At 43.4% G+C, this 21,678-nt stretch carries 25 protein-coding genes; 17 read left to right on the top strand and 8 right to left on the bottom strand.

Features of this window, described 5'->3' with window-relative positions:
• Positions 1 to 2 precede the first annotated feature (2 nt).
• The 6 genes from EYO12_00900 to EYO12_00875 all read right to left on the bottom strand — a co-directional run bounded on the left by EYO12_00900 (position 3) and on the right by EYO12_00875 (position 4,952).
• Positions 3 to 1,538, bottom strand: coding sequence for a F0F1 ATP synthase subunit alpha (locus tag EYO12_00900; protein HIA91659.1), 1,536 nt, complete (start codon positions 1,536 to 1,538; stop codon positions 3 to 5).
• Complete coding sequence (locus tag EYO12_00895) at positions 1,539 to 1,928, bottom strand: hypothetical protein (protein ID HIA91658.1); 390 nt, start codon at positions 1,926 to 1,928, stop codon at positions 1,539 to 1,541.
• Positions 1,928 to 2,482, bottom strand: a complete 555-nt coding sequence (atpF, locus tag EYO12_00890; protein HIA91657.1) for a F0F1 ATP synthase subunit B — start codon at positions 2,480 to 2,482, stop codon at positions 1,928 to 1,930. The genes EYO12_00895 and atpF overlap by 1 nt, the downstream gene beginning before the upstream one ends.
• A 29-nt stretch (positions 2,483 to 2,511) precedes the next feature.
• Positions 2,512 to 2,694 carry a F0F1 ATP synthase subunit C gene (locus tag EYO12_00885; protein ID HIA91656.1) on the bottom strand — a complete coding sequence of 61 codons (183 nt, stop codon included), beginning with the start codon at positions 2,692 to 2,694 and terminating at the stop codon, positions 2,512 to 2,514.
• A 127-nt stretch (positions 2,695 to 2,821) separates the two neighbouring features.
• Positions 2,822 to 3,676, bottom strand: a complete 855-nt coding sequence (locus tag EYO12_00880; GenBank protein ID HIA91655.1) for a F0F1 ATP synthase subunit A — start codon at positions 3,674 to 3,676, stop codon at positions 2,822 to 2,824.
• Between the two features lie 127 nt (positions 3,677 to 3,803).
• Positions 3,804 to 4,952, bottom strand: a complete 1,149-nt coding sequence (locus EYO12_00875) for a hypothetical protein (protein ID HIA91654.1) — start codon at positions 4,950 to 4,952, stop codon at positions 3,804 to 3,806.
• 74 nt (positions 4,953 to 5,026) lie between these two features.
• Between EYO12_00875 and EYO12_00870 the strand changes: the two genes are divergently transcribed.
• The 13 genes from EYO12_00870 (at position 5,027) to EYO12_00810 (ending at position 14,619) form a co-directional block, all read left to right on the top strand.
• The gene (locus EYO12_00870; protein HIA91653.1) at positions 5,027 to 5,302 is read left to right on the top strand and encodes an ArsR family transcriptional regulator; all 276 of its coding nucleotides are present in this window, start codon (positions 5,027 to 5,029) and stop codon (positions 5,300 to 5,302) included.
• Between the two features lie 3 nt (positions 5,303 to 5,305).
• Positions 5,306 to 5,956 carry a hypothetical protein gene (locus tag EYO12_00865; protein HIA91652.1) on the top strand — a complete coding sequence of 217 codons (651 nt, stop codon included), beginning with the start codon at positions 5,306 to 5,308 and terminating at the stop codon, positions 5,954 to 5,956.
• A gap of 4 nt (positions 5,957 to 5,960) precedes the next feature.
• Positions 5,961 to 6,896: an NADP-dependent phosphogluconate dehydrogenase gene (locus tag EYO12_00860; protein ID HIA91651.1), complete on the top strand. Its 936-nt coding sequence runs from the start codon at positions 5,961 to 5,963 to the stop codon at positions 6,894 to 6,896.
• Positions 6,897 to 6,929: 33 nt separating this feature from the next.
• On the top strand, positions 6,930 to 8,282 hold the full coding sequence (locus tag EYO12_00855; GenBank protein ID HIA91650.1) for a hypothetical protein: 1,353 nt from the start codon (positions 6,930 to 6,932) through the stop codon (positions 8,280 to 8,282).
• Between the two features lie 85 nt (positions 8,283 to 8,367).
• Entirely contained in the window at positions 8,368 to 8,613 is a 246-nt protein-coding gene (locus EYO12_00850; GenBank protein ID HIA91649.1) for an NrdH-redoxin, read from the top strand.
• A gap of 26 nt (positions 8,614 to 8,639) precedes the next feature.
• Positions 8,640 to 8,864 (top strand): hypothetical protein, encoded by a 225-nt coding sequence (locus EYO12_00845; GenBank protein ID HIA91648.1) that lies wholly within the window; start codon positions 8,640 to 8,642, stop codon positions 8,862 to 8,864.
• 109 nt (positions 8,865 to 8,973) lie between these two features.
• Entirely contained in the window at positions 8,974 to 9,543 is a 570-nt protein-coding gene (locus tag EYO12_00840; GenBank protein HIA91647.1) for a cob(I)yrinic acid a,c-diamide adenosyltransferase, read from the top strand.
• Complete coding sequence (locus tag EYO12_00835; GenBank protein ID HIA91646.1) at positions 9,544 to 9,801, top strand: hypothetical protein; 258 nt, start codon at positions 9,544 to 9,546, stop codon at positions 9,799 to 9,801. It abuts the gene before it with no gap.
• A gap of 90 nt (positions 9,802 to 9,891) precedes the next feature.
• A complete protein-coding gene (locus EYO12_00830; protein ID HIA91645.1) occupies positions 9,892 to 10,329 on the top strand; it encodes an Hsp20/alpha crystallin family protein in 438 nt (145 codons plus the stop codon).
• Between the two features lie 3 nt (positions 10,330 to 10,332).
• The gene (gene clpB, locus EYO12_00825; GenBank protein HIA91644.1) at positions 10,333 to 12,903 is read left to right on the top strand and encodes an ATP-dependent chaperone ClpB; all 2,571 of its coding nucleotides are present in this window, start codon (positions 10,333 to 10,335) and stop codon (positions 12,901 to 12,903) included.
• A 25-nt stretch (positions 12,904 to 12,928) separates the two neighbouring features.
• Entirely contained in the window at positions 12,929 to 13,336 is a 408-nt protein-coding gene (locus tag EYO12_00820) for a hypothetical protein (protein ID HIA91643.1), read from the top strand.
• A gap of 222 nt (positions 13,337 to 13,558) precedes the next feature.
• On the top strand, positions 13,559 to 13,840 hold the full coding sequence (locus EYO12_00815) for a hypothetical protein (GenBank protein HIA91642.1): 282 nt from the start codon (positions 13,559 to 13,561) through the stop codon (positions 13,838 to 13,840).
• A 200-nt stretch (positions 13,841 to 14,040) separates the two neighbouring features.
• Entirely contained in the window at positions 14,041 to 14,619 is a 579-nt protein-coding gene (locus tag EYO12_00810) for a hypothetical protein (protein ID HIA91641.1), read from the top strand.
• A 1-nt stretch (position 14,620) separates the two neighbouring features.
• On the opposite strand, the gene EYO12_00805 is transcribed toward EYO12_00810, so the two are convergent.
• Positions 14,621 to 16,171, bottom strand: a complete 1,551-nt coding sequence (locus EYO12_00805) for a helicase (GenBank protein HIA91640.1) — start codon at positions 16,169 to 16,171, stop codon at positions 14,621 to 14,623.
• A 438-nt stretch (positions 16,172 to 16,609) separates the two neighbouring features.
• On the opposite strand from EYO12_00805, the gene EYO12_00800 reads away from it, so the two are divergent.
• Positions 16,610 to 16,783, top strand: coding sequence for an AbrB/MazE/SpoVT family DNA-binding domain-containing protein (locus EYO12_00800; protein HIA91639.1), 174 nt, complete (start codon positions 16,610 to 16,612; stop codon positions 16,781 to 16,783).
• A 28-nt stretch (positions 16,784 to 16,811) separates the two neighbouring features.
• Here the strand turns inward: EYO12_00800 and EYO12_00795 are convergent, their stop codons facing one another.
• Positions 16,812 to 17,645 (bottom strand): LysM peptidoglycan-binding domain-containing protein, encoded by an 834-nt coding sequence (locus tag EYO12_00795; GenBank protein ID HIA91638.1) that lies wholly within the window; start codon positions 17,643 to 17,645, stop codon positions 16,812 to 16,814.
• A 316-nt stretch (positions 17,646 to 17,961) separates the two neighbouring features.
• Between EYO12_00795 and EYO12_00790 the strand changes: the two genes are divergently transcribed.
• From EYO12_00790 to EYO12_00780, 3 genes are all read left to right on the top strand, one after another.
• A complete protein-coding gene (locus tag EYO12_00790) occupies positions 17,962 to 18,549 on the top strand; it encodes a hypothetical protein (protein HIA91637.1) in 588 nt (195 codons plus the stop codon).
• Between the two features lie 690 nt (positions 18,550 to 19,239).
• Positions 19,240 to 19,869 (top strand): thermonuclease family protein, encoded by a 630-nt coding sequence (locus EYO12_00785; protein ID HIA91636.1) that lies wholly within the window; start codon positions 19,240 to 19,242, stop codon positions 19,867 to 19,869.
• A 3-nt stretch (positions 19,870 to 19,872) separates the two neighbouring features.
• The gene (locus tag EYO12_00780; GenBank protein HIA91635.1) at positions 19,873 to 21,618 is read left to right on the top strand and encodes a glycosyltransferase; all 1,746 of its coding nucleotides are present in this window, start codon (positions 19,873 to 19,875) and stop codon (positions 21,616 to 21,618) included.
• The last annotated feature ends 60 nt before the right edge of the window (positions 21,619 to 21,678 follow it).

Below are 21,678 nucleotides of genomic sequence, written 5' to 3'. Positions count from 1 at the left end.
GTTTAATTAAGCTCCTCAACAGTTTCTTTCGCAAGCTTAACCAGTTCTTCTGTTTGCTCTTCTTCGACTTTTTTACCAGCAGCAAGGAATTTAACAATGTCTTTGTGCTCTGAATGCAAGCGACTTAGGAATTTTTTATTGGTTTCTTGAACGTTTTCTACTGCAACTGTGTCGTACACACCAGCAGTACCAACAACTAACGTTGCTACTTGGTCTGCGAGTGACATAGGGGAGTACTGTGGCTGTTTTAGGAGTTCCGTTAGGCGCTGTCCTCTGTCAATTCGGGCTTTGGTGTCAGCATCAAGGTCAGAGCTAAACTGGCTAAACGCCGCAAGCTCACGAAACTGTGCAAGATCGAGCCGCAGTGAACCAGCAACTTTTTTAATGCCTTTAGTTTGTGCAGACCCACCAACACGGCTAACAGACAAGCCAACGTTAACCGCCGGGCGAATACCTTGGTTAAATAGGGAAGTTTCTAGGTAAATCTGGCCGTCTGTAATAGAAATAACGTTTGTCGGAACATATGCAGACACGTCACCAGCCTGAGTTTCGATGATTGGTAGGGCGGTAAGCGACCCAGCGCCAAGTTCGTCGCTAACTTTTGCTGCGCGCTCTAGTAAACGAGAGTGTAAGTAAAAGACATCACCTGGGTAGGCTTCACGGCCCGGAGGACGTCGTAGCAACAGTGACATTTGCCGGTAAGCAACAGCGTGCTTAGAAAGGTCGTCATAAATAATCAATGCGTGTTTGCCGTTGTCACGGAAGTATTCTCCCATAGCTGCACCAGCATACGGTGCGAGATATTGCAGCGGTGCAGGATCAGACGCGCTGGTTACAACAACAATGGTTTGATCCATTACACCTTCGTTTTTAAGGCGTTCTACCAATTGCGCTACGGTTGAGCGTTTTTGGCCAATAGCAACGTAAATATTAACTACTCCGGTTTTTTGTTTACCTTGGTTAATCATTGTGTCGATTGCAATCGCAGTCTTACCAGTCTTACGGTCGCCGATAATAAGTTCTCGCTGACCACGACCAATTGGAATCATGGCATCGATAGCAAGCACACCGGTCATCAGCGGTTCGTGAACCGATTTACGGTCAATAACACCTGGTGCCTGTTTTTCGACAGGGGAAGATAGCTTAGCTTTAATTGGGCCTTTTTCGTCTAGTGGATTACCAAGCGGATCAACCACGCGGCCAACTAATTCTGGTCCAACCGGCACTTCAACGACACTACCTGTTAGGTGCGCTTTAGCACCGGCCCTAACTTGAACATCTTCGCCTAAAATTACAGCGCCAATTTCGTCTTCCATTAGGTTTAGGGCGAATGCAGAAACCTTTTCGCCGCTGATTGTTTCGATTTCAATAAGTTCGTTAAAGCCAGCCTCACGCAAACCATAAATCCACGCAACACCGTCACCAACTCGCGTTACAATACCGGTTTTTTCGGCTTTGCCGCTGTCTTTAAGCTGCGCAATTCGCGCCTGCAGCTCTTTACTCAGTTCGCTCACGTTAAAATCTGTTTTTGTCGCCATCTACATTTCTCCTTGCTGTAATTCTTTAAGTTTGCGGGCAATTGACCAATCAACCTCTAGCTCGGCGCTTCGGGCTCGTAAACCGCCAATTAAGGTTGGATTAATTTCGGTTGTTACGATTGCGTCGGGTGTTTGAACTTCTGTTTTAAGGTAGTCCGCAACATGGTCAATGGTGGTCTTTGACACTTCTCGGGCAGTTTCTAAGTGAATATTGGCTACACCGTGACGTTCTTCTGCGGCACGGGCAATGTCTTGCATTAATAAGTTGCGGTCAATCTTAGAATTTGTCGCTACAAGCACTTCCGCCAATGCCTGTGTGGCTTTTTCTTTACCGTGCTCGGCGATCATGTCTACGACTGCGTTAGCAATTTGGGTACGAGAATATTTCATTATGCTGCCTCCTCTAAAGCTTTTTTAATAAGCTTTTCGTCACGCTTAACATCAACTTTTTCTTCTAAGATGGTTGCGGTCGCTTGGGCTACTAGTACCAGTGTTTCTTTTTTGAGTTCGGTACGAACCCGCTTAATTTCAGAGTCTAAATTAGCTTTTGCGTCAGCAACAATTTTTTCGGCCTTTTGACTGGCGCGGTCTTCAGCCTCTTTAACTAAAACGCCAGATTCCCTTTGAGCCTGAGCAATTATTTCGTCTGCTTCAGCCCGTGCTGTTTTAAGCATTTCTGCTTGCTTAATTGCTGATTCTTCAAGCTGTTTAGTAGCTTTTTGGGCATTGGTAAGACCTTCATTGATTGTCTGTCTGCGATCATCAAGGGTCTTAACAATGTTCTTTAAAGCAAATTTCTTAAGTAGAAGATACAGGACCACAAACACACCAGCTTGCAGCAAAATAGCGATTGGGCTCAGCCCAAATTCACTTAATCCTCCGGCAGATTCTTCTGCCGCGTGAGAAGATTCGGCTGCAAATTGTAGTAATGCTGATGTGTTCACTGTAGTCCTTTCTTAAATAGACTTAAAAATTAAATTATAAGCCCTGCAATTAGTGCAAATAGCGCAGTCGCTTCAACAAATGCAGCCAAAACAATAATTGAGCTTGCAGCTTTACCTGCTTCTGGGTTTCGCCCCAAAGCCTTCATGTAGTTGCTTCCAACCATTCCTAATGAAATCGCTGCTGCAGCAATAACAATTGCTACGCCAAGCATCTTAAAGCCTGTGTCAGTAAGTTCTACTGCGGCTAGAGTTGTTAATACTGGAATCATATTTTCTCCTATCCTTATTTATGGTTACTTTATATCAAACATGTCACGAGCGACACCTTTGACGATTCCTTTAATCCGCGTGCCTCAATTCTTGATTAGGCAAGGGATTAACGTTAGATGTGTTGTCAGCCTCGTAGCTGTCGGCAGTTTCATGCTCGTGATCATGGTGAATGGCTTGAGCAAGGTATGTGGCAGAAAGAACAGTAAAAATATAGGCCTGAATATAGGCGACCAATAACTCAAATAAAATAATTGGCACTAGAGTGAACGGAGTAGCTGGGCCGCTGATAAAAATAAATACCGAAACTAAAATTTCTCCAATTACGGTGTTTAGAAATAGTCGCAAACTCAGGCTAATGACCCGTGTAACTTCACCTAATACCTCAAGAAAGCCGACAAATAAGTTGATTGGGTTTGCAGGCTTGTCGGTAAAGTAGTGTTGTAAATGCCCCTTAAGACCGGACTCTTTGATCGAAAGGTATTGGACCATACAAATTGAAAAGATCGACAGTGCCAATACGCTGTTTAAATCGGCGGTAAACGGTCGAAATGCCGGTGTCGGGCCAAAGGCCAAGCCGCTGCCAACCCACGGCAACAACCCCGACATATTGTTGAGCATAATAAAAATAAAATACACACCAAAAACAGGGGCAAATTTAACGGCCTTTTTTCGGTTTCCAAATACAATTGTCAGCATATTGATTACATATTCAACAATCAACTCAAAAAAACCAGCAATGCCTCTAGCAGGCTTTAAGCCAATTCGCTTAGACGCATATATACCAAGAGCGACAATCGCCAGCGCGACAAGCGGGCTGTAAAGCATCGTGTTGGTAACGGTAAAATCACCAATAGTAAACACGCCTTCAGCTTTTAAGCTTATGTGCGCAGAATCTTCAGCGGCAAAGAAAGTGCTCAATATCATTTCGCCCTAGAAATCTCCCCTTAAAAAAGCGACGCCAGTTTGCGTCGTCTCATAGTGATGTCTTCACTTGAGGAAAAGGATACCATTCAAAGCTCTTCTAAACAACATAATCCAGCTCAATCGTTAGCTAGAACGGAAGCTTCCCGCCCACATTGTCCGATAGTAGATTTAGAAGTATTTGCGACGAACGGGTCAGTTCTGGAGAGGGCTCTGTCACATTTATTTTACGCATATACCTTAAATAAATATCCCTGTCTGAAATTTCCTCGCCATTGTCTTTACTTATACGCCGGATTTTCTGCACCGTTCTGATAACTCTAAGAATTCTCTCAGGATCTTCGGATTCGAGCGTTCGCCTACATGAACTGTCTTCTACTCGCGCCACCACGGTTTCAACCATCTCCTTGTCGCTAATTGCAGACTGGGCTGTTTGTTCACTAGCAGACTCTTGCCGGTCACTATCGTGGTTTTCCGATTTTTTTTCATTACCTTGATCTAAATGGCTCCAGTCAAAGCTTTGGTTTGAGTCAAGGGGTAGTCCGGCATCGACGAAGCCCGTCATCAGTTGATCTATTATTGCACTCGAAGCCCGTGTGAATCTTAATAATGGTTGCATTAGTGTGCCGCTATAGTGTCTTGACTCTCTTGCTTGTTGATATCTATAGCCAAGCGCAATATTATCGGTCGCTGCTTGCACGCTAGCTACGGCCTCTTCACTAGACAGTCCTGTTGGCGAGGAGCTTATCATAGTCGATGGTCCTCTAACTTCATCAAGCCTATGTCTTAGCCCGTTTATATCAACACCTGAACGGATTGCGCGATCAGCGATTTCGCTGGAAGGTCTTCGCATGACTAGCAGACTTCTACTCAGCAATGGGGCGTTCCTCAATTCTTCAAAATAATAACCATCTAATGCCGATGAGATCGCTCTATGAGCTTCGTCCGACGAGGGTCGGGTTAATACGAGTGTGCTCGGGGAGAACCTTCGCTCTCTATAAGCTTCAAGGTCAGCACCAGTTGCGACCTGCGACTCAAATTCTGCTGTAGATTTGCTAAGAAACTCCTTAACAGCCTGCTGAACAGACGACATACCTTCTTCAAGCACAAACTCTACATCTACTGTTAGCGCGTATAGGGCGCGCAGCGGCACATTCTGAGCTGTTTCTTCATAATGATTAACAAAACCAGCAAGTCTATCCTGATATGTTTCAGATATTTCTCTTAAGCCATCGTCGTGGCTTCGAACATAGTTCCCATAGGTTTCCAGATTACTCATTTACATACAATACAACTTTCTATAGCTATAGTAAATGTGGCGCATAAAAATATAATGCTAGAATATAATTAACTATGAATACACAAAACTTCACTGACACATTTAAGGCATTAGGCGACAATACGCGTTATAAACTTGTTAAGCTTTTAATGAGCAAAAAAGACATTTGCGTGTCGGAATTAGCCGATGAAATAGACATTAGCGTTGCAGGGGTGTCCCAACAACTAAAAATCTTAGAAAAAGCCAATATTATTGAGCGAATCCGTGATGGCCAAAAGATTTGTTATAAAATAGATAGTAATAATCCACAGACCAAAAAGGTTTTATCGCTGATTAAAAAAGAAGGGTAGTACATGAATATTCGCCGGTTTACCAACAATACCGACGCTGTGAAGGCAATTGCCAACGAGCTGCGCATGTTTATTGAAGATAATGAAAATCCAATGTGGCTGTTGAGTGGCGGTAGCAACATCCCAATACAGATTCAGGTCTCAAAACAGCTGTCTGACCAACAAAAGAAAAAACTAACAGTTGCTTTGGTAGACGAACGATTTGGCGAAGGTAGTAGTTTTGAGCAGCTTAAAAAAAGCGGCTTTGATTTTGGTACTTACGGAGAAGTCTACAATATTAACTCCACCGCAGGTGACCTCGAAGCAGCCGCTAACGAATTCGATAAATATATTACCGATGCTGCAGCTAATCGAACATGGTTTGTCCAGCTAGGTTTTGGTGCGAACGGACATGTGGCCGGTAACGTTCCAGAAACAGAAGTGCACGACGTCGTGTATGACTCTAAAAACATTCGCGCATTTGTCGCCGATGACTTTAAGCGTATTACTCTTAAAGAAGACTTTATTAATAAATCCACCAAAATTGTGCTGTTTGCCAGTGGTGATAAAAAAATAGAAAAATTCGAAGTCCTAACCCACGCCGAAACAACTACTCCACTTAAAGAAGTTGCCCACCTACATCAAACAACGACATATTTGTCTGAAGGGGCCTAAGAGTATGCAAATTGGCTTTATTGGTTTAGGCAAAATGGGTGGTGGTATGAGCCGAAGGCTGGCTCGCTCTGGCATAGAGGTGCACGGCTTCGCCCCTAGCGAAGAGTCCCGCCAGTCGGTTGCTACCAGCGGTGTAATTACTCACGGCAGCAGAACCGACCTACTAGGCGCTCTTGGAGAAAAACCGGTAGTGTGGGTGATGATTCCAGCACATTTAGTAAGCACCGAAATTAATGAATTACTCGAACTACTGCCAGAATCATCAATAGTAATTGACGGCGGAAACACACCATTTGAACAATCCGTGGACCACGGTATACAAGCAGTGAATAATAGTATTAGATTTTTAGACATTGGCGTTAGCGGCGGTCAAGTTGGCGAACAACAAGGCTACGCCATGATGGCAGGTGGCGATCGCTCGGCCTTCGACGCCGTTGAACCGTTTATTAGGGAACTATGCCAACCGGATGGCTACAACTACTTTGGTGAAGCGGGTGCAGGGCATTTTGTAAAAATGGTCCACAACGCGATTGAGTATGGGGTAATGGAGGCTTTTGCCGAAGGCTTTGAACTAATACATGACGGTCCCTTCAAAAACGTTGACCTTTCGAATGTTGCAAAAGTGTGGCAAAACGGCTCAATAATTCAGTCGTTTATAAACAATTTAGCCATACAAATATTTGCAGATAACCCAGAGCTTGAGGGAATTGACGGAAAAGTAAATATGCTCGGTGAGGCACAGTGGGCTGTAGAATTTGCAAACGCTGTCGGTAAAGACCTTGGCGTCGTAGACTACGCGATTAAAAAACGTGCGGCCAGCCAGACGGGTGATGTGAGTTTTGGGACAAAATATCTGGCAGCTACACGCAATGCTTTCGGCGGTCATTCACTTAATAAGATTAGCGCTGAGAGCAAAAAAGATAGCACTCGCAACGTATAAGCGTTACTATTTTAGTAACTAAAGGTGGGATAGGTGGACTACAAGCAGGCCGTAAAACCAACTCAGTTTATTATTTACGGAATAAGCGGTCACTTGTCGCGAACTAAAATCTTGCCCGGGTTGTACGGATTGGAAAAATCTGGAATGTTGCCTGAGCAATTTCACATTGTAGGAACGTCACGAAATTCTTATACGCGCGAACAAATTAAGGATCTATTGTCCCAAAATATACCAACAATTGATCACATAACTCTGAATAATTTGTGCGACCGTATACAAGTTGTTGATATTAATGTCCAAAAGAAGGACTTCAGCAAACTAAAGCATGCTCTGCAAGACAACGAACACCAGCACGGCCTGTGCTTTGATCGAGTCCACTACCTGGCGTTGCCGCCCGATCTGTTTGAGCCGATTGTTAAGAGCATAGGAAACGGTGTTATTGACACCGACTGTAAAAAAGAAATTTCTAACAAAATTCTTATTGAAAAACCATTCGGCTCGGACCTAGCGAGCGCCAAAAAAATTCAATCCTCACTGCATAGGTATTTTAGCGAGGAGGATATTTATTTAGTTGACCACTACCTTGCTAAAGAACCCGTAGAGAATATTTTGTATTTTATTCGCAATAACCCAGTCTTTGCCGATGTATGGAACTGTAAGCATATTCGACGAGTAGAAATTACGGCCAAAGAAGAACTTGGCATAGAAAACAGGGGAGAGTTCTACGACAATGTCGGGGCGCTGCGAGACATGTTTCAGAGCCACTTGCTAGAAGTGTTGGCGCTACTAACACTTGATCAACCCTATGATCTAACCGATGAATCTATTCAAGCAGCCCGGCTTGAACTGCTGCAAAACATAAAGCCATTCGACCCCGACACATCGGTTCGCGGACAGTATAACGGCTACAAAGAGGAGGTAGGGAATCCAAAGTCGTTCACCGAAACCTATGCTACTACCGTTACAAACATTGACACTGACCAGTGGCGAACCACTAGTTTTATTTTATCGAGTGGAAAACGACAAGAAAAAAAGCAAACAACCGCTAAAATTTACTTTGCGAGTGACTTTAGTAAAATTCCAACGCCAAACACACTTACCTTTGAATTTTACCCTGAGCATTCTGTTAAGTTAGGCGTAAACCTAAAAGAACCCGGCAACGAACAGACTCGCTTTGAGGAGTTACGCTTTGAGTTCCCAAGCAACCAGCAAGGACTAACTGGCTACCAGACTATTGTGTTGGCTGCACTAAATTCGGACCGTTCGGTGTTTACCTCTACCGAAGAATCTTTAGTGAATTGGCAAACCATTCAGCCACTCCTAACCGCATGGTCTAAAGACGGGGAAGGACTGATTGAATATAACCCACAAGAAAGCTTGACCTAGACGGTTAAACGATTTAATATTTAAGTGTTTACTTAAACATATTCAATGAATATTTCAGTATAATTACTAAATCAAGGAGAAAATTATGGCAGATGTAACTATCTACTCAACACCAACCTGTGGATTTTGCCACATGGCAAAATCGTACTTTCAATCAAACGACATCGAATACGAGGAAAAAGACGTTAGTCGTGATGCCGACTTGCAGAAAGAAATGATTGAAAAATCGAATCAAATGGGAGTTCCAGTTATAGATATCGACGGAAAAATTGTGGTTGGCTTTAACCGACCAGCAATCGACAGCCTCTTGCGCGAAGCAAAATTGCTTTAAATAGCATAAGCTCTTACTATTAGTTTATGAATGCTGAACTAATTGATTTTTTAGGAATGCTCGCTGAACTTTCGGGAACTGTAAGCATTGCCTACGCAGCACTATCGGTCCACCACCGCTTTAGACACGAACACAAAGTTGACGAAGAAGTATTTAGCGCCATGAGCCAAGAAATGCGGGTCGGTGTTTTAGGAATTTGTTTAATACTCGTAGGATTCTGCGCCCAAATTTTTGGAAAATTCATCCTCTAGTTTGTAGTCCAGTATCTCAACAGCGTGAGAGATTTATGTCTGGATTCTTACTAAAACCTACTGCCAGCAAGACTAGCTAGCTTTGGCAAAATAGGTGATACTTACATTAATGGCTTTTGAAGACTTCAAGCATAAAGACAGCGTAATTATTGTTTACACCGGCGAAGGCAAAGGTAAAACCTCTGCTGGACTAGGGCTCACTGTGCGTGCCCTGGGCACAGGTTGGCGCGTTGCCTTTGTGCAATTCATAAAATACTGGGATGTTGGCGAGCACAACTTTCTAAACGACGCCTCCGACCTATACGGCGATGATCTAGTCTTTTACAAAGGCGGCAAGGGCTTTTTTAAAGCGGGTGAAATCAGTGCCAAAGGCGTAAGCGAAGACCAACATAAACAGGCCGCCGCAGAAACCTACGATTTCGCTCTGGAGTCTGTTCAATCAGGAAGCTTTGACTTAGTTGTGTGTGACGAAATTAATAATGCCGTAAACGACGGATTGCTTACGGTAGAACAAGTAGAAAAATTGATCGATGCAACCGGCCAAAAAACATCTTTATGCATGACCGGTCGTGACTTTCCTAGGCAACTACTACCGAAAGTAGATATTGCTACAAACATGACTAAAATAAAGCACCATTTTGATGATAAATATATCGCAAATAAGGGAATAGATTACTAAATGTTAATTGGACCATCAAAATCTCAAATAGACGCTAGCAAGCGGTTAAATGACATTCGTAATGGTCTTGAATTAGAAGACGACCCATTACTAGAACTCCAAAGGCAGCTGACTGAAGAACAAGCCAAAACGCTACAAATCCAAGAGCGCTATGGGCGCATGGCTGAAGCACTGATTAGTTTTGCTCAAGTGGCAGGTGGTGGCTACAGTACAGGCAACACAGTGGACTATATTTTAAATAAAGTATGGCCTAACTAGCACTCTTGACCCGAGAGTGCTAGTTTTCTATAATATACTTGTGGTTTTAAATAACCACTTCTTATTTAAAAATTAATAAGAGGAGGATTCATGAGTAAATTAATGCGATTTGACCCATTTTCTGACTTCGAAGAGCTTCAAAAACAGCTTTTTGGAAGCGCGTTTGGTGGAAGCCAGTCAATGACACTCCCAACCGCTGACGTCTACGTCAATGAAGACAAAGAGTTGATTGGCGAATTTGCTATGCCTGGTTTTAGCGAGGACGAAGTAGAAGTGAGCGTGCACGAAGGTGCACTTGAAGTCCGCGCACAAAAGTCAGCAAAAGAAGAAAACAAGGATAAGGACAAACGAAAATATGTGGTTCGTGAATCTAGTTCTAGTTTTTATAGAAGCATTCGTCTACCTCAACACGCTAATGAAGAAAAAGTTGAGGCACATTTTGAAAATGGGGTACTAAAAGTCATTGTTCCATTTAAAGAACTACCTAAACCTAAAAAGATTGCTATAAAAGCAGGAAAGAAGAAATAAACAGTGAATCCAGAGCAAATGACATTTAAGGTTCAGCAAGCGCTGCAAGAGGCAGTTAGCTTAGCGGGCTCAAATTCTAATCCTACGCTTGAGCCCGCTCATTTGCTCTTGGCACTGTCTAGCCAAACAGATACTGCTTTTAAGGCGTTACTGCAGCAGGACGATCTTGATTCAATCAAGAATTCGTTTATCAATACGGTTGAATCCCTGCCAACTAGCACAGACGTGCAATCTGCTGTCGATGTGCGACCATCGTCTGAGTTTCAAAAACTTGTGTCACTAGCACATAAAGAAATGAACAACTTAGATGATAGTCACTTATCGACAGAGCATATATTACTTGCTTCGCTCGCAAACAATATTGGTTTTGACTGGGCAACAACGGATCTAACCTATAAGAAAACCAAAGACAAACTAATCAATATGCGAAAAGGAGAAAACGTGAAAAGCCAAAATCCGGAAAACACTATGAACACTCTTGATAAATTTGGCCAAGATTTTACGAAGATTGCAGAAGAAGGCAAATTAGACCCGGTTATCGGTCGCGACGAAGAAATCCGACGCGTCATGCAAGTGCTTAGTCGTCGTACCAAAAATAATCCAGTATTAATCGGAGAGCCGGGAGTCGGCAAGACTGCAATTGTAGAAGGACTAGCCCAGCGAATTGTAGCCGGCGACGTACCGAATACTCTTAAAAACAAGCGTCTAATTGCATTAGAAATCGGCACGCTTTTGGCTGGAGCTAAGTTTAGAGGTGAATTTGAAGAGCGGCTGCAGTCGGTTTTGTCAGAAGTCGAAAAAGCCGCTGGTGAAATAATTTTATTTATCGACGAAATGCACACTATTGTTGGCGCTGGCAAAGCCGAAGGTGCAGTTGACGCTGCCAATATGCTAAAACCTATGCTGGCTCGCGGTAAATTACACATGATTGGCGCCACCACGCTCGACGAATATCGCCAACATGTAGAAAAAGATGCCGCTCTTGAACGCAGATTCCAGCCAGTCTTTGTCGATGAACCATCTGTTGATGACACGATCACGATTTTACGTGGCTTACAGGAAAAATATGAGGTACACCACGGAGTATCCATCACCGACGACGCCCTAGTGTCTGCCGCTCAACTTAGCAAGCGCTACATTGCCGACAGGTTTTTGCCAGACAAAGCAGTCGACTTAATTGACGAAGCTACTAGTGCACTCAAAATTGAAATCGACTCTATGCCCACAGAGCTCGACCGACTAAAGCGCAAGATCCGCCAGCTCGAGATTGAGCGTGAATCACTCAAAAAAGATAAAAAAGCCAAGGATCGTAAAAAAGAGATTGAAGGAGAAATAGCCAACCTACAAGAAAGTGCCAAGGGGCTGGAGCAACGCTGGAAGCATGAAAAAGATTTACTTGACGCAATAAACCAAGCCAGCGAAAAAATTGATGGGTTGCGGGCCGAAGAAGAACGAGCCGAACGCGAGGGTGATTTGCAGCGTGCGAGTGAAATTAAATACTCGCAATTACCCAAACTAGACGATGAAATTAAAGCAAAACGCCAAGAACTAGAAAAAATTCCAGAATCTGAACGCATGTTGCGCGAAGAAGTAACCAGTGAAGACATCGCCCAAGTTGTTGGTCGATGGACAGGAATACCGGTAAGCAAACTGCTCGAAACAGAAGCTCACAAACTTAGTAGCTTAGAAGATCAACTTAAAAACCGAGTAGTTGGCCAAGACCAAGCAGTAACCGCAGTATCTAACGCAATACGCCGGTCGCGAGCTGGCATATCTGACCAAAACAAACCAATTGGCTCATTTTTATTCTTGGGTCCAACCGGTGTTGGTAAAACAGAGCTCACTAAAGCACTAGCAGAGCAATTATTCAACGACGATCAGGCCGTCGTACGAATAGACATGTCCGAATATATGGAGCAGCATGCGGTGTCGCGATTGATTGGCTCGCCGCCAGGCTACGTCGGCTATGACCAAGGCGGTCAACTAACAGAAGCTGTTCGACGACGTCCGTACAGTGTAGTGCTGTTTGACGAAATAGAAAAAGCCCACCCAGACGTATTTAACACATTGCTGCAAGTGCTTGATGATGGCCGGTTAACAGATGGTCAGGGCAGGACTGTCAACTTTACGAACACAATCATAATCATGACGAGCAACGTCGGCAGCCAAGCAATTCTCGACGCCAGTCAGGACGAGGATGAAAAAGTGCAGACAGTGATCGATACCGCCTTGCGCAACCACTTTAAGCCGGAATTTCTAAACCGTATCGATGAGCTTGTTGTGTTTAACAGATTAGGAAAAGACCTAATGAGCAATATTGTCGAAATTCAACTCACAAATGTTATAAAGCACTTGCAAGAATCAAAGAATATCACACTTGATATATCAAAAGAGGTTAAAGAAATGCTGGCCGAACAAGGTTACGACCCAAGCTACGGTGCTCGGCCGCTAAAACGCCTAATCCAGCAAAAAATCCTCGACCCATTAGCGCTCGATATTATTGAAGGCAAAGTGAAAGAGAACTCTAAAGTGACTACTAACTATAAGAATTCTAGTGTAGTCTTCGAGGCCTAAGAACTAGCGTATACTTTTGACTACAATGAAGTTCTTGAAGGAATTTGAATTTGAAGGCAAAACACTTGCTGTGGATTTAATAGATACACAGCAAGTTAAAGAAGGTGTTGTTTGCCAGGTTTACGAGTTTACTGGTAATTCGGATATGGACCTGGGGATTATTGCCGTAGAAGCTGGACGTAAAACACCGCTTCAACTAGTTCTTAAGGGCACTAGAACAATTGAAGGCTATGTGTCCGGCAAAGGAACACTCAACGTGCAAAGAAGCAATGGGGTGGCTGAAACTTATAAATTTTCTGAAACTTCTGAACAGAATCAGATCGAAGTGTTCGTTGGCGATACGATGCAATGGGCTGCCGTCGAAGATTTAGTTTTTTATGAGATATGTTTTCCACCTTATAAGGACGGTAGATTTAAGAACATAGATGAGTAGCGAAAATCCAGACAAACAAATTATCTACAGAATAGAGCGTGCTAAATGGCTGATTAGCAATATCCAGCATGCGGCTATTGCCACGGTCAACGAAGACGGCTCGCCGCACAATAGCCCGGTTTTTTTGCCTTCAATAAAGATTTAAGCAAATTTATTTGGGCGTCCCACCCAAACTCACAGCACTCCAATAATTTATTACGGAATAAACAAGCCTCCATTGTTTTGTATGAGGCGAACGCTGGCGGGGGCCTTTATTTACGGTGCGCTAACCCAGAAATTCTAGACACTCATGCAATTAACAAATACATAGTTTATTTCAATGCAAAAAGGGAGCAGTTTGATAAAACTATGGCACAGCCCAGCCAGTATCGGCAGCGAGACCAAATGAGATTATGGACGCTCGATACACAAAAGTTTTGGATTAATTATTCTGTTTTAGACGAAGACGGCGCCCTAAAGAAAGATGCAAAAGTAGAAATACAAAGAAGCGATTTGACGCAGTAACTATACAAAAATTGCCGATCGTACAATTTTGTATAGTGTGATAATTTTGACTCTGATGTAATCTGCTAGATCCGATGTAAACTGGCTACGGTTGCTCCTGCACATATTTGCAGTGACTACTAGTCTTAAACCTCAGAACAATGCTACGTATGCTATTATAATTTTATATAATTACAAAATAAAAAATAGGCGGTACATAGATGAAAATAAATACAAAAGGATTTGCAGTTATTGAGCTTGGCTTAGTGGTAATAGCAGTAGCTATGATTGGTTTTGTTATTTTTAGAGTCGTTAGCGTAGATAGGTCGTCAAAGACCACGCAAGAAGATTCACTGATAATCGACGAAGAGCAGTTGCTGTTGGCTCAACAAGAAGCCGAGGCTCAGCGACTCGCAGCTGAAGAAGCTGAAAATGAAGCCGAAGCATCGGAGCCAGAACCAGCCGAAAAAGAAGTAAGTCAAAGCACTGCACCAACCACACCCAAACCAGCTCCGGAACAAAACCAAGGCCCTCAGCCCAATTACGATTTGTATAATTCACCTCAAGAAGAGTTCGCCTACGGAGAAACGGTCGCGTACGTAGTCAACAAGTCTGGCGCGCAAGTCGCAGCAGCAGAAGAGTACTACAGCACTAACTATGTAAAAACTTTGCCATTCGGAGCTAAAGTGGTGGCTTCACGTCAGGATGGGGAAGGACCATCCTCAATGACAATTGTCTACAACGGAACGCAATATACTGCCAATCCAGCAGACTTCAGAACAACGTACCCGTATAACTAAACTAGAGTAGCTTGCCGCTCGCCTGATTGATAAGCGTCAACAAATCCTCGGCGTACTGATCGCGCTTCACTGCACCAATACCCGGTATAGTAGTTAGCTTTGCGAGGGTTTGCGGTTTTTCGGCAGACAAGGCATAGAGCGACTTGTCGCTCAGTACCATATAAGGTGGAATACTTTGTTTTTTAGCTTGTGCGGTTCGCCAGTCTTTAAATTTAGCAAATAAATCTTTGTCGTAGTTGGGGTAGTCTAGGCTTAAATTAGCAGCCACTGCTTGGTGGGCTTTTTTTAGCTTACTTTTTTTAAAGTTAGACAAGCTATCAATGGCATGATTAGAGCGCTCTTGTAGCTTTTTATCAAACTCGGCTACGCCCGGGTGTACTCGCATTGCCATGTTGTTTAATCCTTTTAGTTTAAGGCCGTCTAAGGTGCGTACGCGGGATATAGCAACATAACCCATACCTGGCGTGAATGCTTTGCTTAAATCAATTTCAGCAGCGTCTAAGCTCATACCTTGGCTCTTATGGACTGTAATTGCCCAAGCTAAGCGCAAAGGGAACTGTGTTATTTCTGCCAGCACCTTGTCGCCATCTTTTACCTGCCAACTAGCTCGCTCTACGGTTACGTCGCGGCCGGAATTATGAATTTTAACTACAGGCTTGCCGTCATCGAAGCCGATAACTTCGCCACGGGTGCCGTTAAAATAGCCGTTGGCGGGCTTATTGGCTACAAATAGCACTTCGGCGCCTTTTTTAAGTACTAATGCCTCCGGAGCTAAGCAGCCTTTGGCAAGAACTTCAACAAGCGGCTCACGACCTGAGCCCTGCATGCTAAACAGCTGCTCCTCGTTATCGATCTTTTTGAGTTCACGATGGTTAATTTGATCAACGTCCATGTTATGGGTGTAGAGTTTAGTAATAGCCGTGTCGGTGTGTTCAGTTTGTTGTTCTTGAAGCGTAGAAAAATGTGCTTCTTCAAGCTCCTGTTTGCGCATAGCATCTAAAATATCGAGTAATTGAGGATCTTCGGCGCGGTGTTGTTCTGACAAATAGCAAATGACCGGGTTTAGTTCGCGCCACGCGTTTGATAGGTGCGGAAAATCAGGCTCTGAATTCTTGCTAACAGGTGGTAGCTGAAACAAATCACCAGTCATAACAACCTGTACGCCACCAAAGGGTTTATTTGAACTTTTAGCCCGCTTAAGCAGCTTATTCAGCAGATCCATACGAGCACCGTCGAGCATAGAGATTTCGTCAATAATCAAAACCCTTACAAATTTAAGCCGGCTTTTATGGCTCGATTTATTGATAAGTTTCGAAAGAGCCATGTCGTCTAGGTCGTCTTTAATGCCAATGCCACTCCAGCTATGAATCGTAGATCCACCAATATGGGTTGCGGCAATGCCAGTACTGGCGGTTATACCGACGTTAATGTCGTGCTCATGAAGATGGTCAATAAACTGGTTTAAAACAAATGTCTTACCAGCACCAGGCGCACCAGTTAAAAACACGCTGTGACCAAGTTTTAAGATGTCGAGGGCTTGGAACTGTTTCACCCAACTAGTATCTCGTAAATACAAGTCCGAAGCCAATAGATCTCGCTTTAGCAGAACAGGGAGCTACACGCCGCTATACAGCTGTGAGTTGAATGGAGTGCATATTAAATAAAATCTAAAACATTTCACTATACGGTTAGCTCATCAGCAAAACCCATAGCACCACACCTACCATTACCTATTATTTGTTATTATATAACTATTGCTCATGTTTAAACATGTATTAAACATGAGCAAGCAGTGGTATAAACCATTTGTATAAAGTCGTTGATTGTCCGGTAAGAATTAGATTCTTGATTGGTCGCTAAAAATTAAGTTGCAATCGGTCAGCAAAAACTAGGTTGAATTAATGGTCAAGAACCAGATCGCTAATCAATCAGCAAAGAAGGATGTTGTTAATCAGTAACAAATAGAAATTTTCGAAAGGATTAAAAAACTATGGGTACTCGTAGATTCGAAGAGAGCAATATTAGAAAACTATTCAAGAGTGGACAGGGAAGGAGCTATTCGCTAACCATCCCCATCCACCTTATTCGCGAGCTGCGCTGGCAAGATAATCAAGAACTAATTATCGAACGTGACGGCAACGAACTACGAATCCGAGACGCGTAAATTTACTTTTAGACATCCTTAGATGTGTTTAACGTAAACCGAGCTTTGCACTACAGGCAGGCCATGCACCCCAACCTTGAATGGCTAGAAGTTTTTCGGCACGGTTTATTTGCTCCTGTTTACTGGCTTGGTGAGGATAGCCGCTGCCGCCGACAAACTGCCAGCTGGAAAGACTAAACTGTAAGCCGCCGTAATATCCGTTACCGGTGTTAATACTCCAATTACCAGACGACTCACACTGGGCTAATTTATCCCAGACACTTGCGTTAGACGATGTAGTTGTTGATGCCTTCTTAGCAGGAACAGCTGCTGGCTTAATCACTTTTGTCTCTACTTTTTCAACCGCGACAGCTGGAGCTTTTTTAGCGGGCAGCGTTCTTTCGGTCAGTTTTTCGTCAGGCGAAGGAATAGTAATTACTTGCCCTGGATTAATAATGTCTGGGTCGACAATTTGCGGGTTTGCATCGTACAACCGCTTAAAGGTTGTGTTGTGCTGACTAGCAATACTACCTAACGTGTCACCTGGCTTAACTACAACAGAGCTTGGGTTACTTATAGCTGCTGTTTCTTCTGTAGGTTCTTCTTCGGTTTCTTCGACTGGCTGGTCGTCTACAGTCTCGGTCTCTTCAACAGGCTGCTGCTCGGCTTCAGACTGTTGAGTAGGCTCTTCTTGAACCTGTTCTTCGACGGCCTCTACCTCGCGGGTAGATAGCATTTCCAGCTGTTGTTGGATTGGCCTATATTCTGAGCTGGTCGCGGTCATTCCCTGATGGGCATTAACCACGGCTAAACTTAAAATAAATGTCGCAATTGCAACAAACACTGATTCAAACGCTAAATGAGCGCTTTTCTTACTATTCATGTTCCTCCTTGAACTCCACACACAGATGCAAAACAACGGCAATTGCCGTTGTTTGGCTTTTTATTACTAATTGTTGAGCTAACTTGTTTGATTTTCAGCTTTGTCTGATGTGTGAAAATGTGCCAAAATTTTGGCACGCGATTAAGCATAGCAAATTACATAACCAAGTCAATTCTGCTTGTGGATAAATAATCGGTTTGATCAGATAAAACATATATAACAACACGAAGTTTTAATTTTGTAATTATGGTGATATTGTCATGTTAAATCGGCCTACTGAACAAACGTAAACTCAGAAAGTGCTATAGTTTACATAATGAAAACGCTTGCCGCTATTGAGCGGATTTTAAATTTACATCACGAGTTAGCGCGAAAAATCGTCCACGTTTTATTTGGTCTTTGTTTTTTATTTGCTGCAGCAATTTTTGATCTAGAAATAATTCCGTATTTGGCATTTGGTAGCTTGTTAGTTTTTATCGCCATCCGTTACTTAATGATTTTCCCAGTTATGCACGACGTGTATCGCCGTACCTACGGTGAAATTTTTTACCCAATTGGGTTATTAGCAGCCAGCTTGATTGTCGATTCGGCGCGCGAATTCTTTGTATGTGTTGCTGTACTGGCATTTGCTGATTCAGCCGCGAGCTTAGCAGGAAAGTGGTGGCGATCGCCAAAATTACGACTTGGCGATACAACCGCCAGCGTCGTAGGCAGTTCGACATTTTTGATTATTACAATAGGCGTACTAGCTCTGGGTGGGTATTTTGACTTTATTAATATTTGGTGGGACGGAGTTATTGCATTTGCCCTGATTTTAACCGCTATAGAAGCCGTGTCGCCAGTTGGGTCCGATAATGTGTTTATACCTCTAGTACTTGCTGTATTGCTTCAGACATTTTCATAAGCACCATTTGACAAAAATATATAAATAAGAGTATTACTATAGCTATGGTTATTTCAGCCTTTGCACACTACATACATTCAGTAGCCAAGATGATTGGTCTGATTATTGTGGTGCCAGCAAGCGCTATGGTTGAAGTTCCAAACCGATAAAATAACATACAAAAGAAATTAATCACCCGGGACTTCAACCAAGAATCCCGGGTCTTTTAATTTCAGTAAAGAAAGGACCCGTTATGACACAAAGGGGGATGGAGTACAGCTGGATACAGCGCCAACTTAACAATGAAGCGCTGCAAGAAGAATTAAAAAAAATTGCACTCGCAAGCGGTGCACAAGCAGTAGAACTTAGCACACAATAAAATGGCGCCTCAACTCGCCGAAAACTCAAGGAAACAAATGAAAAGCCATCAGAACTCAAAGATAAAAACTACGTCACAATTAGTATCAAGCGAACGCCGCACCATGTGGCTTATAGCAGGCAAGGACTAACTATGCCGCGTAATGGAGACGTTCACAACGGATTGATTGTTTTTGAAGATCAACTTATTAATCCTGCTACGGTAATCGCCGAAGCCGAACGTCTGACTGAGCTAGCTGCTAATAAGCTAAACGCCGTCGAAGACTACGTATTTGGGCTTTGGCTCGGATTTCTCGCAACGCAAGAATAGACGTAAGCAGTTATACTGTAGGTATGCAAAAGTCGATTCCAGCAGCTTCTAAAATAATGCGGTTGCTATTTGGTAGATCACGCAAGAAAAGTCTTAGCTACTATTTTATAGTTATTGTGCTAGCTTTTGGAATTTGGATATTTAATGCTGAATCGACCCAAACTCAGCTACAGCAAACCCCACCCGGCACATACCAAGTGGTTTCTGTCAGCGATGGCGACACAATAACGGTGTTAATGAGCGGGGAAGAGCAAACAATTCGCTTTATTGGTGTCGACACCCCAGAAACTCATCACCCGCAAAAACCAGTCCAATGTTTTGGCCAAGCAGCTTCGAACTTTACAACAGAGCTTATTGGCGATAACAATGTTCGACTCGAAGCCGATCCAGAGAGCGATAATCGCGACATTTACAATCGGTTGCTGCGTTATGTTTATTTGCCAGACGGAACAAATGTAAACGCAGAGATCGTTGCTCAGGGATACGGATTTGCACCCGTTACGTATGCGCACGGCAAGCTAGAAGAATTCAAACAACTTGAAACAACCGCTCGCACCCAGCAACGCGGTTTGTGGGCGGGGTGCGATATTGAGGTGAATCAGTACGGAAGCGAAGAAACACAAGCGGCTGGCGGCACGGAAGATGGAAGATAGAAGATGGTAAAAAAGAAACAAGCTACAAAAAAACCACTGCTTTCAATAATCATCCCAACCTTAAACGAAGAGCACTATATTGGGCTGCTTCTTAAAGACCTTACTCAGCAAACGTTTACCGACTTTGAAGTAATAGTTAGTGACTCTAGCTCTGACGACGCAACACTTGAGGTTGCTAAAAGCTTTAACAATAGATTAGACCTGCGTACGACTGTGGTGGAGCGAATGAGTGCTGGTCATGGACGGAATGGCGGCGCAAAGATTGCACGCGGCAACTACTACATTTTTCTTGATGCCGATATTCGCATAAAACCGAATTTTGTTAAGACGATGATGGACCACCGTTCAGCACACAATGCAGACATGATGACTACTAACTACCGCATATCGGGTTGGAATTTGATTGACAAGTCAATTTACAAAGGCGGCTCAGACTGGTTTAAAAAACAATTTCAATCAAAAAGCCCACTTATGTCTGGCGCATGCATGTTTGTCACAAAAGAGCTCCATAAAAAAGTCCATGGTTTTAAAGATGAACTTACCGTAGGCGAAGACGTTGACTACGCCCGCCGAGTCGCGAAACACTCCAAACGACCTCACTTTGTCGACGGCATCAAAGTTACGGCTTCAAACCGTCGCATGAAACAAGATGGTAGGATGGTTAATTTACTAAGGAATTTCCAGTGGATGACAGGCAAGAAGCTTGGCTTAAAAAAAGTTGATACGTTCGAATTTGGACATTACGGTAAAAATAAAAAAATACGCTGGATCACGAGGCTTCTGATTGTAGTAGTTAGCCTCGTATTTATTATTTTCTTAATCGGCAATTCATACTCCGCTCAGGGAGAGCAAAAATTTGGTGTTAGTTTTTCTATTCCTCAAGCTGAGCAACTCGGCTTAGATTGGCAACAAACCTTAGAGCAAAGCGCCAGCCAGCTTCCAATACCGCACTACCGCTTAATGTCCTACTGGGATAGGACGGAGCCATCGTCGGGCGAGTATGATTTTACCGAGATTGATACCCAATTAGATATACTGTCCGAAAACCAAAAAACAGCCACCCTCGTAGTGGGGTTGCGGCAACCGCGCTGGCCAGAATGCCATACACCGAACTGGCTAGAGTCGCTCCCAGAAACAGAGCAGCGTAAACAAGAATTACAATTTATAGAAGCTGCAGTACAGCGCTACAGATTCAACGCCACAGTCACCTCATGGCAACTTGAAAACGAAAGCGCCAATCGAAACTTTGGTGAGTGTCCGTCGTTTGACGCTGCGTTCCATGAAGAAAAATACCAGCTAATTAATCAGCTTAGTCAAAAGCCGATTAGCATTAATACCAGCAATCAGTCGGGCTGGCCATTACGTGAGCCGACAGGGGATAGAACGGGTTTTTCTGTATACAAAGAGGCGCATTTTGATGCATTTAACAAAACCTGGAGCTGGGACTTTTGGTACGTGCCAAGTTGGTGGCATGGCTTTAGGGCACAAATAGTGCAGTGGCAGCACGGGACCGATGCGTTCATTCACGAGCTGCAAACAGAACCATGGCCACCGGAAACAATCGCCGAATTAAGCAAGAATGAGGTTGATCGCTATTTTAGCCCCGATGAACTAGAGCGAAACATAAACTACGCCCAGCAAACTGGCATGAAAGAAATTTGGCTATGGGGATTAGAATTTTGGTATTGGTACGCCCAAGAGTTTGATGATTCAAGTTACCTAGAGCAGGTGATTGAATCTGTTCAATAATTTATTTAGCTTTAATTTGATATTTGGCAATATTCTGTGGAATGCAAAAAAATACGCCAA

This window comes from Candidatus Saccharibacteria bacterium (genome assembly GCA_012965045.1).
In the GTDB taxonomy this organism is placed as follows: Bacteria; Patescibacteriota; Saccharimonadia; order Saccharimonadales; family DTSZ01; genus DTSZ01.
The sequence above is the reverse complement of the archived record's forward strand: the minus strand, read 5'-3'. Positions and strand labels throughout refer to the sequence as shown.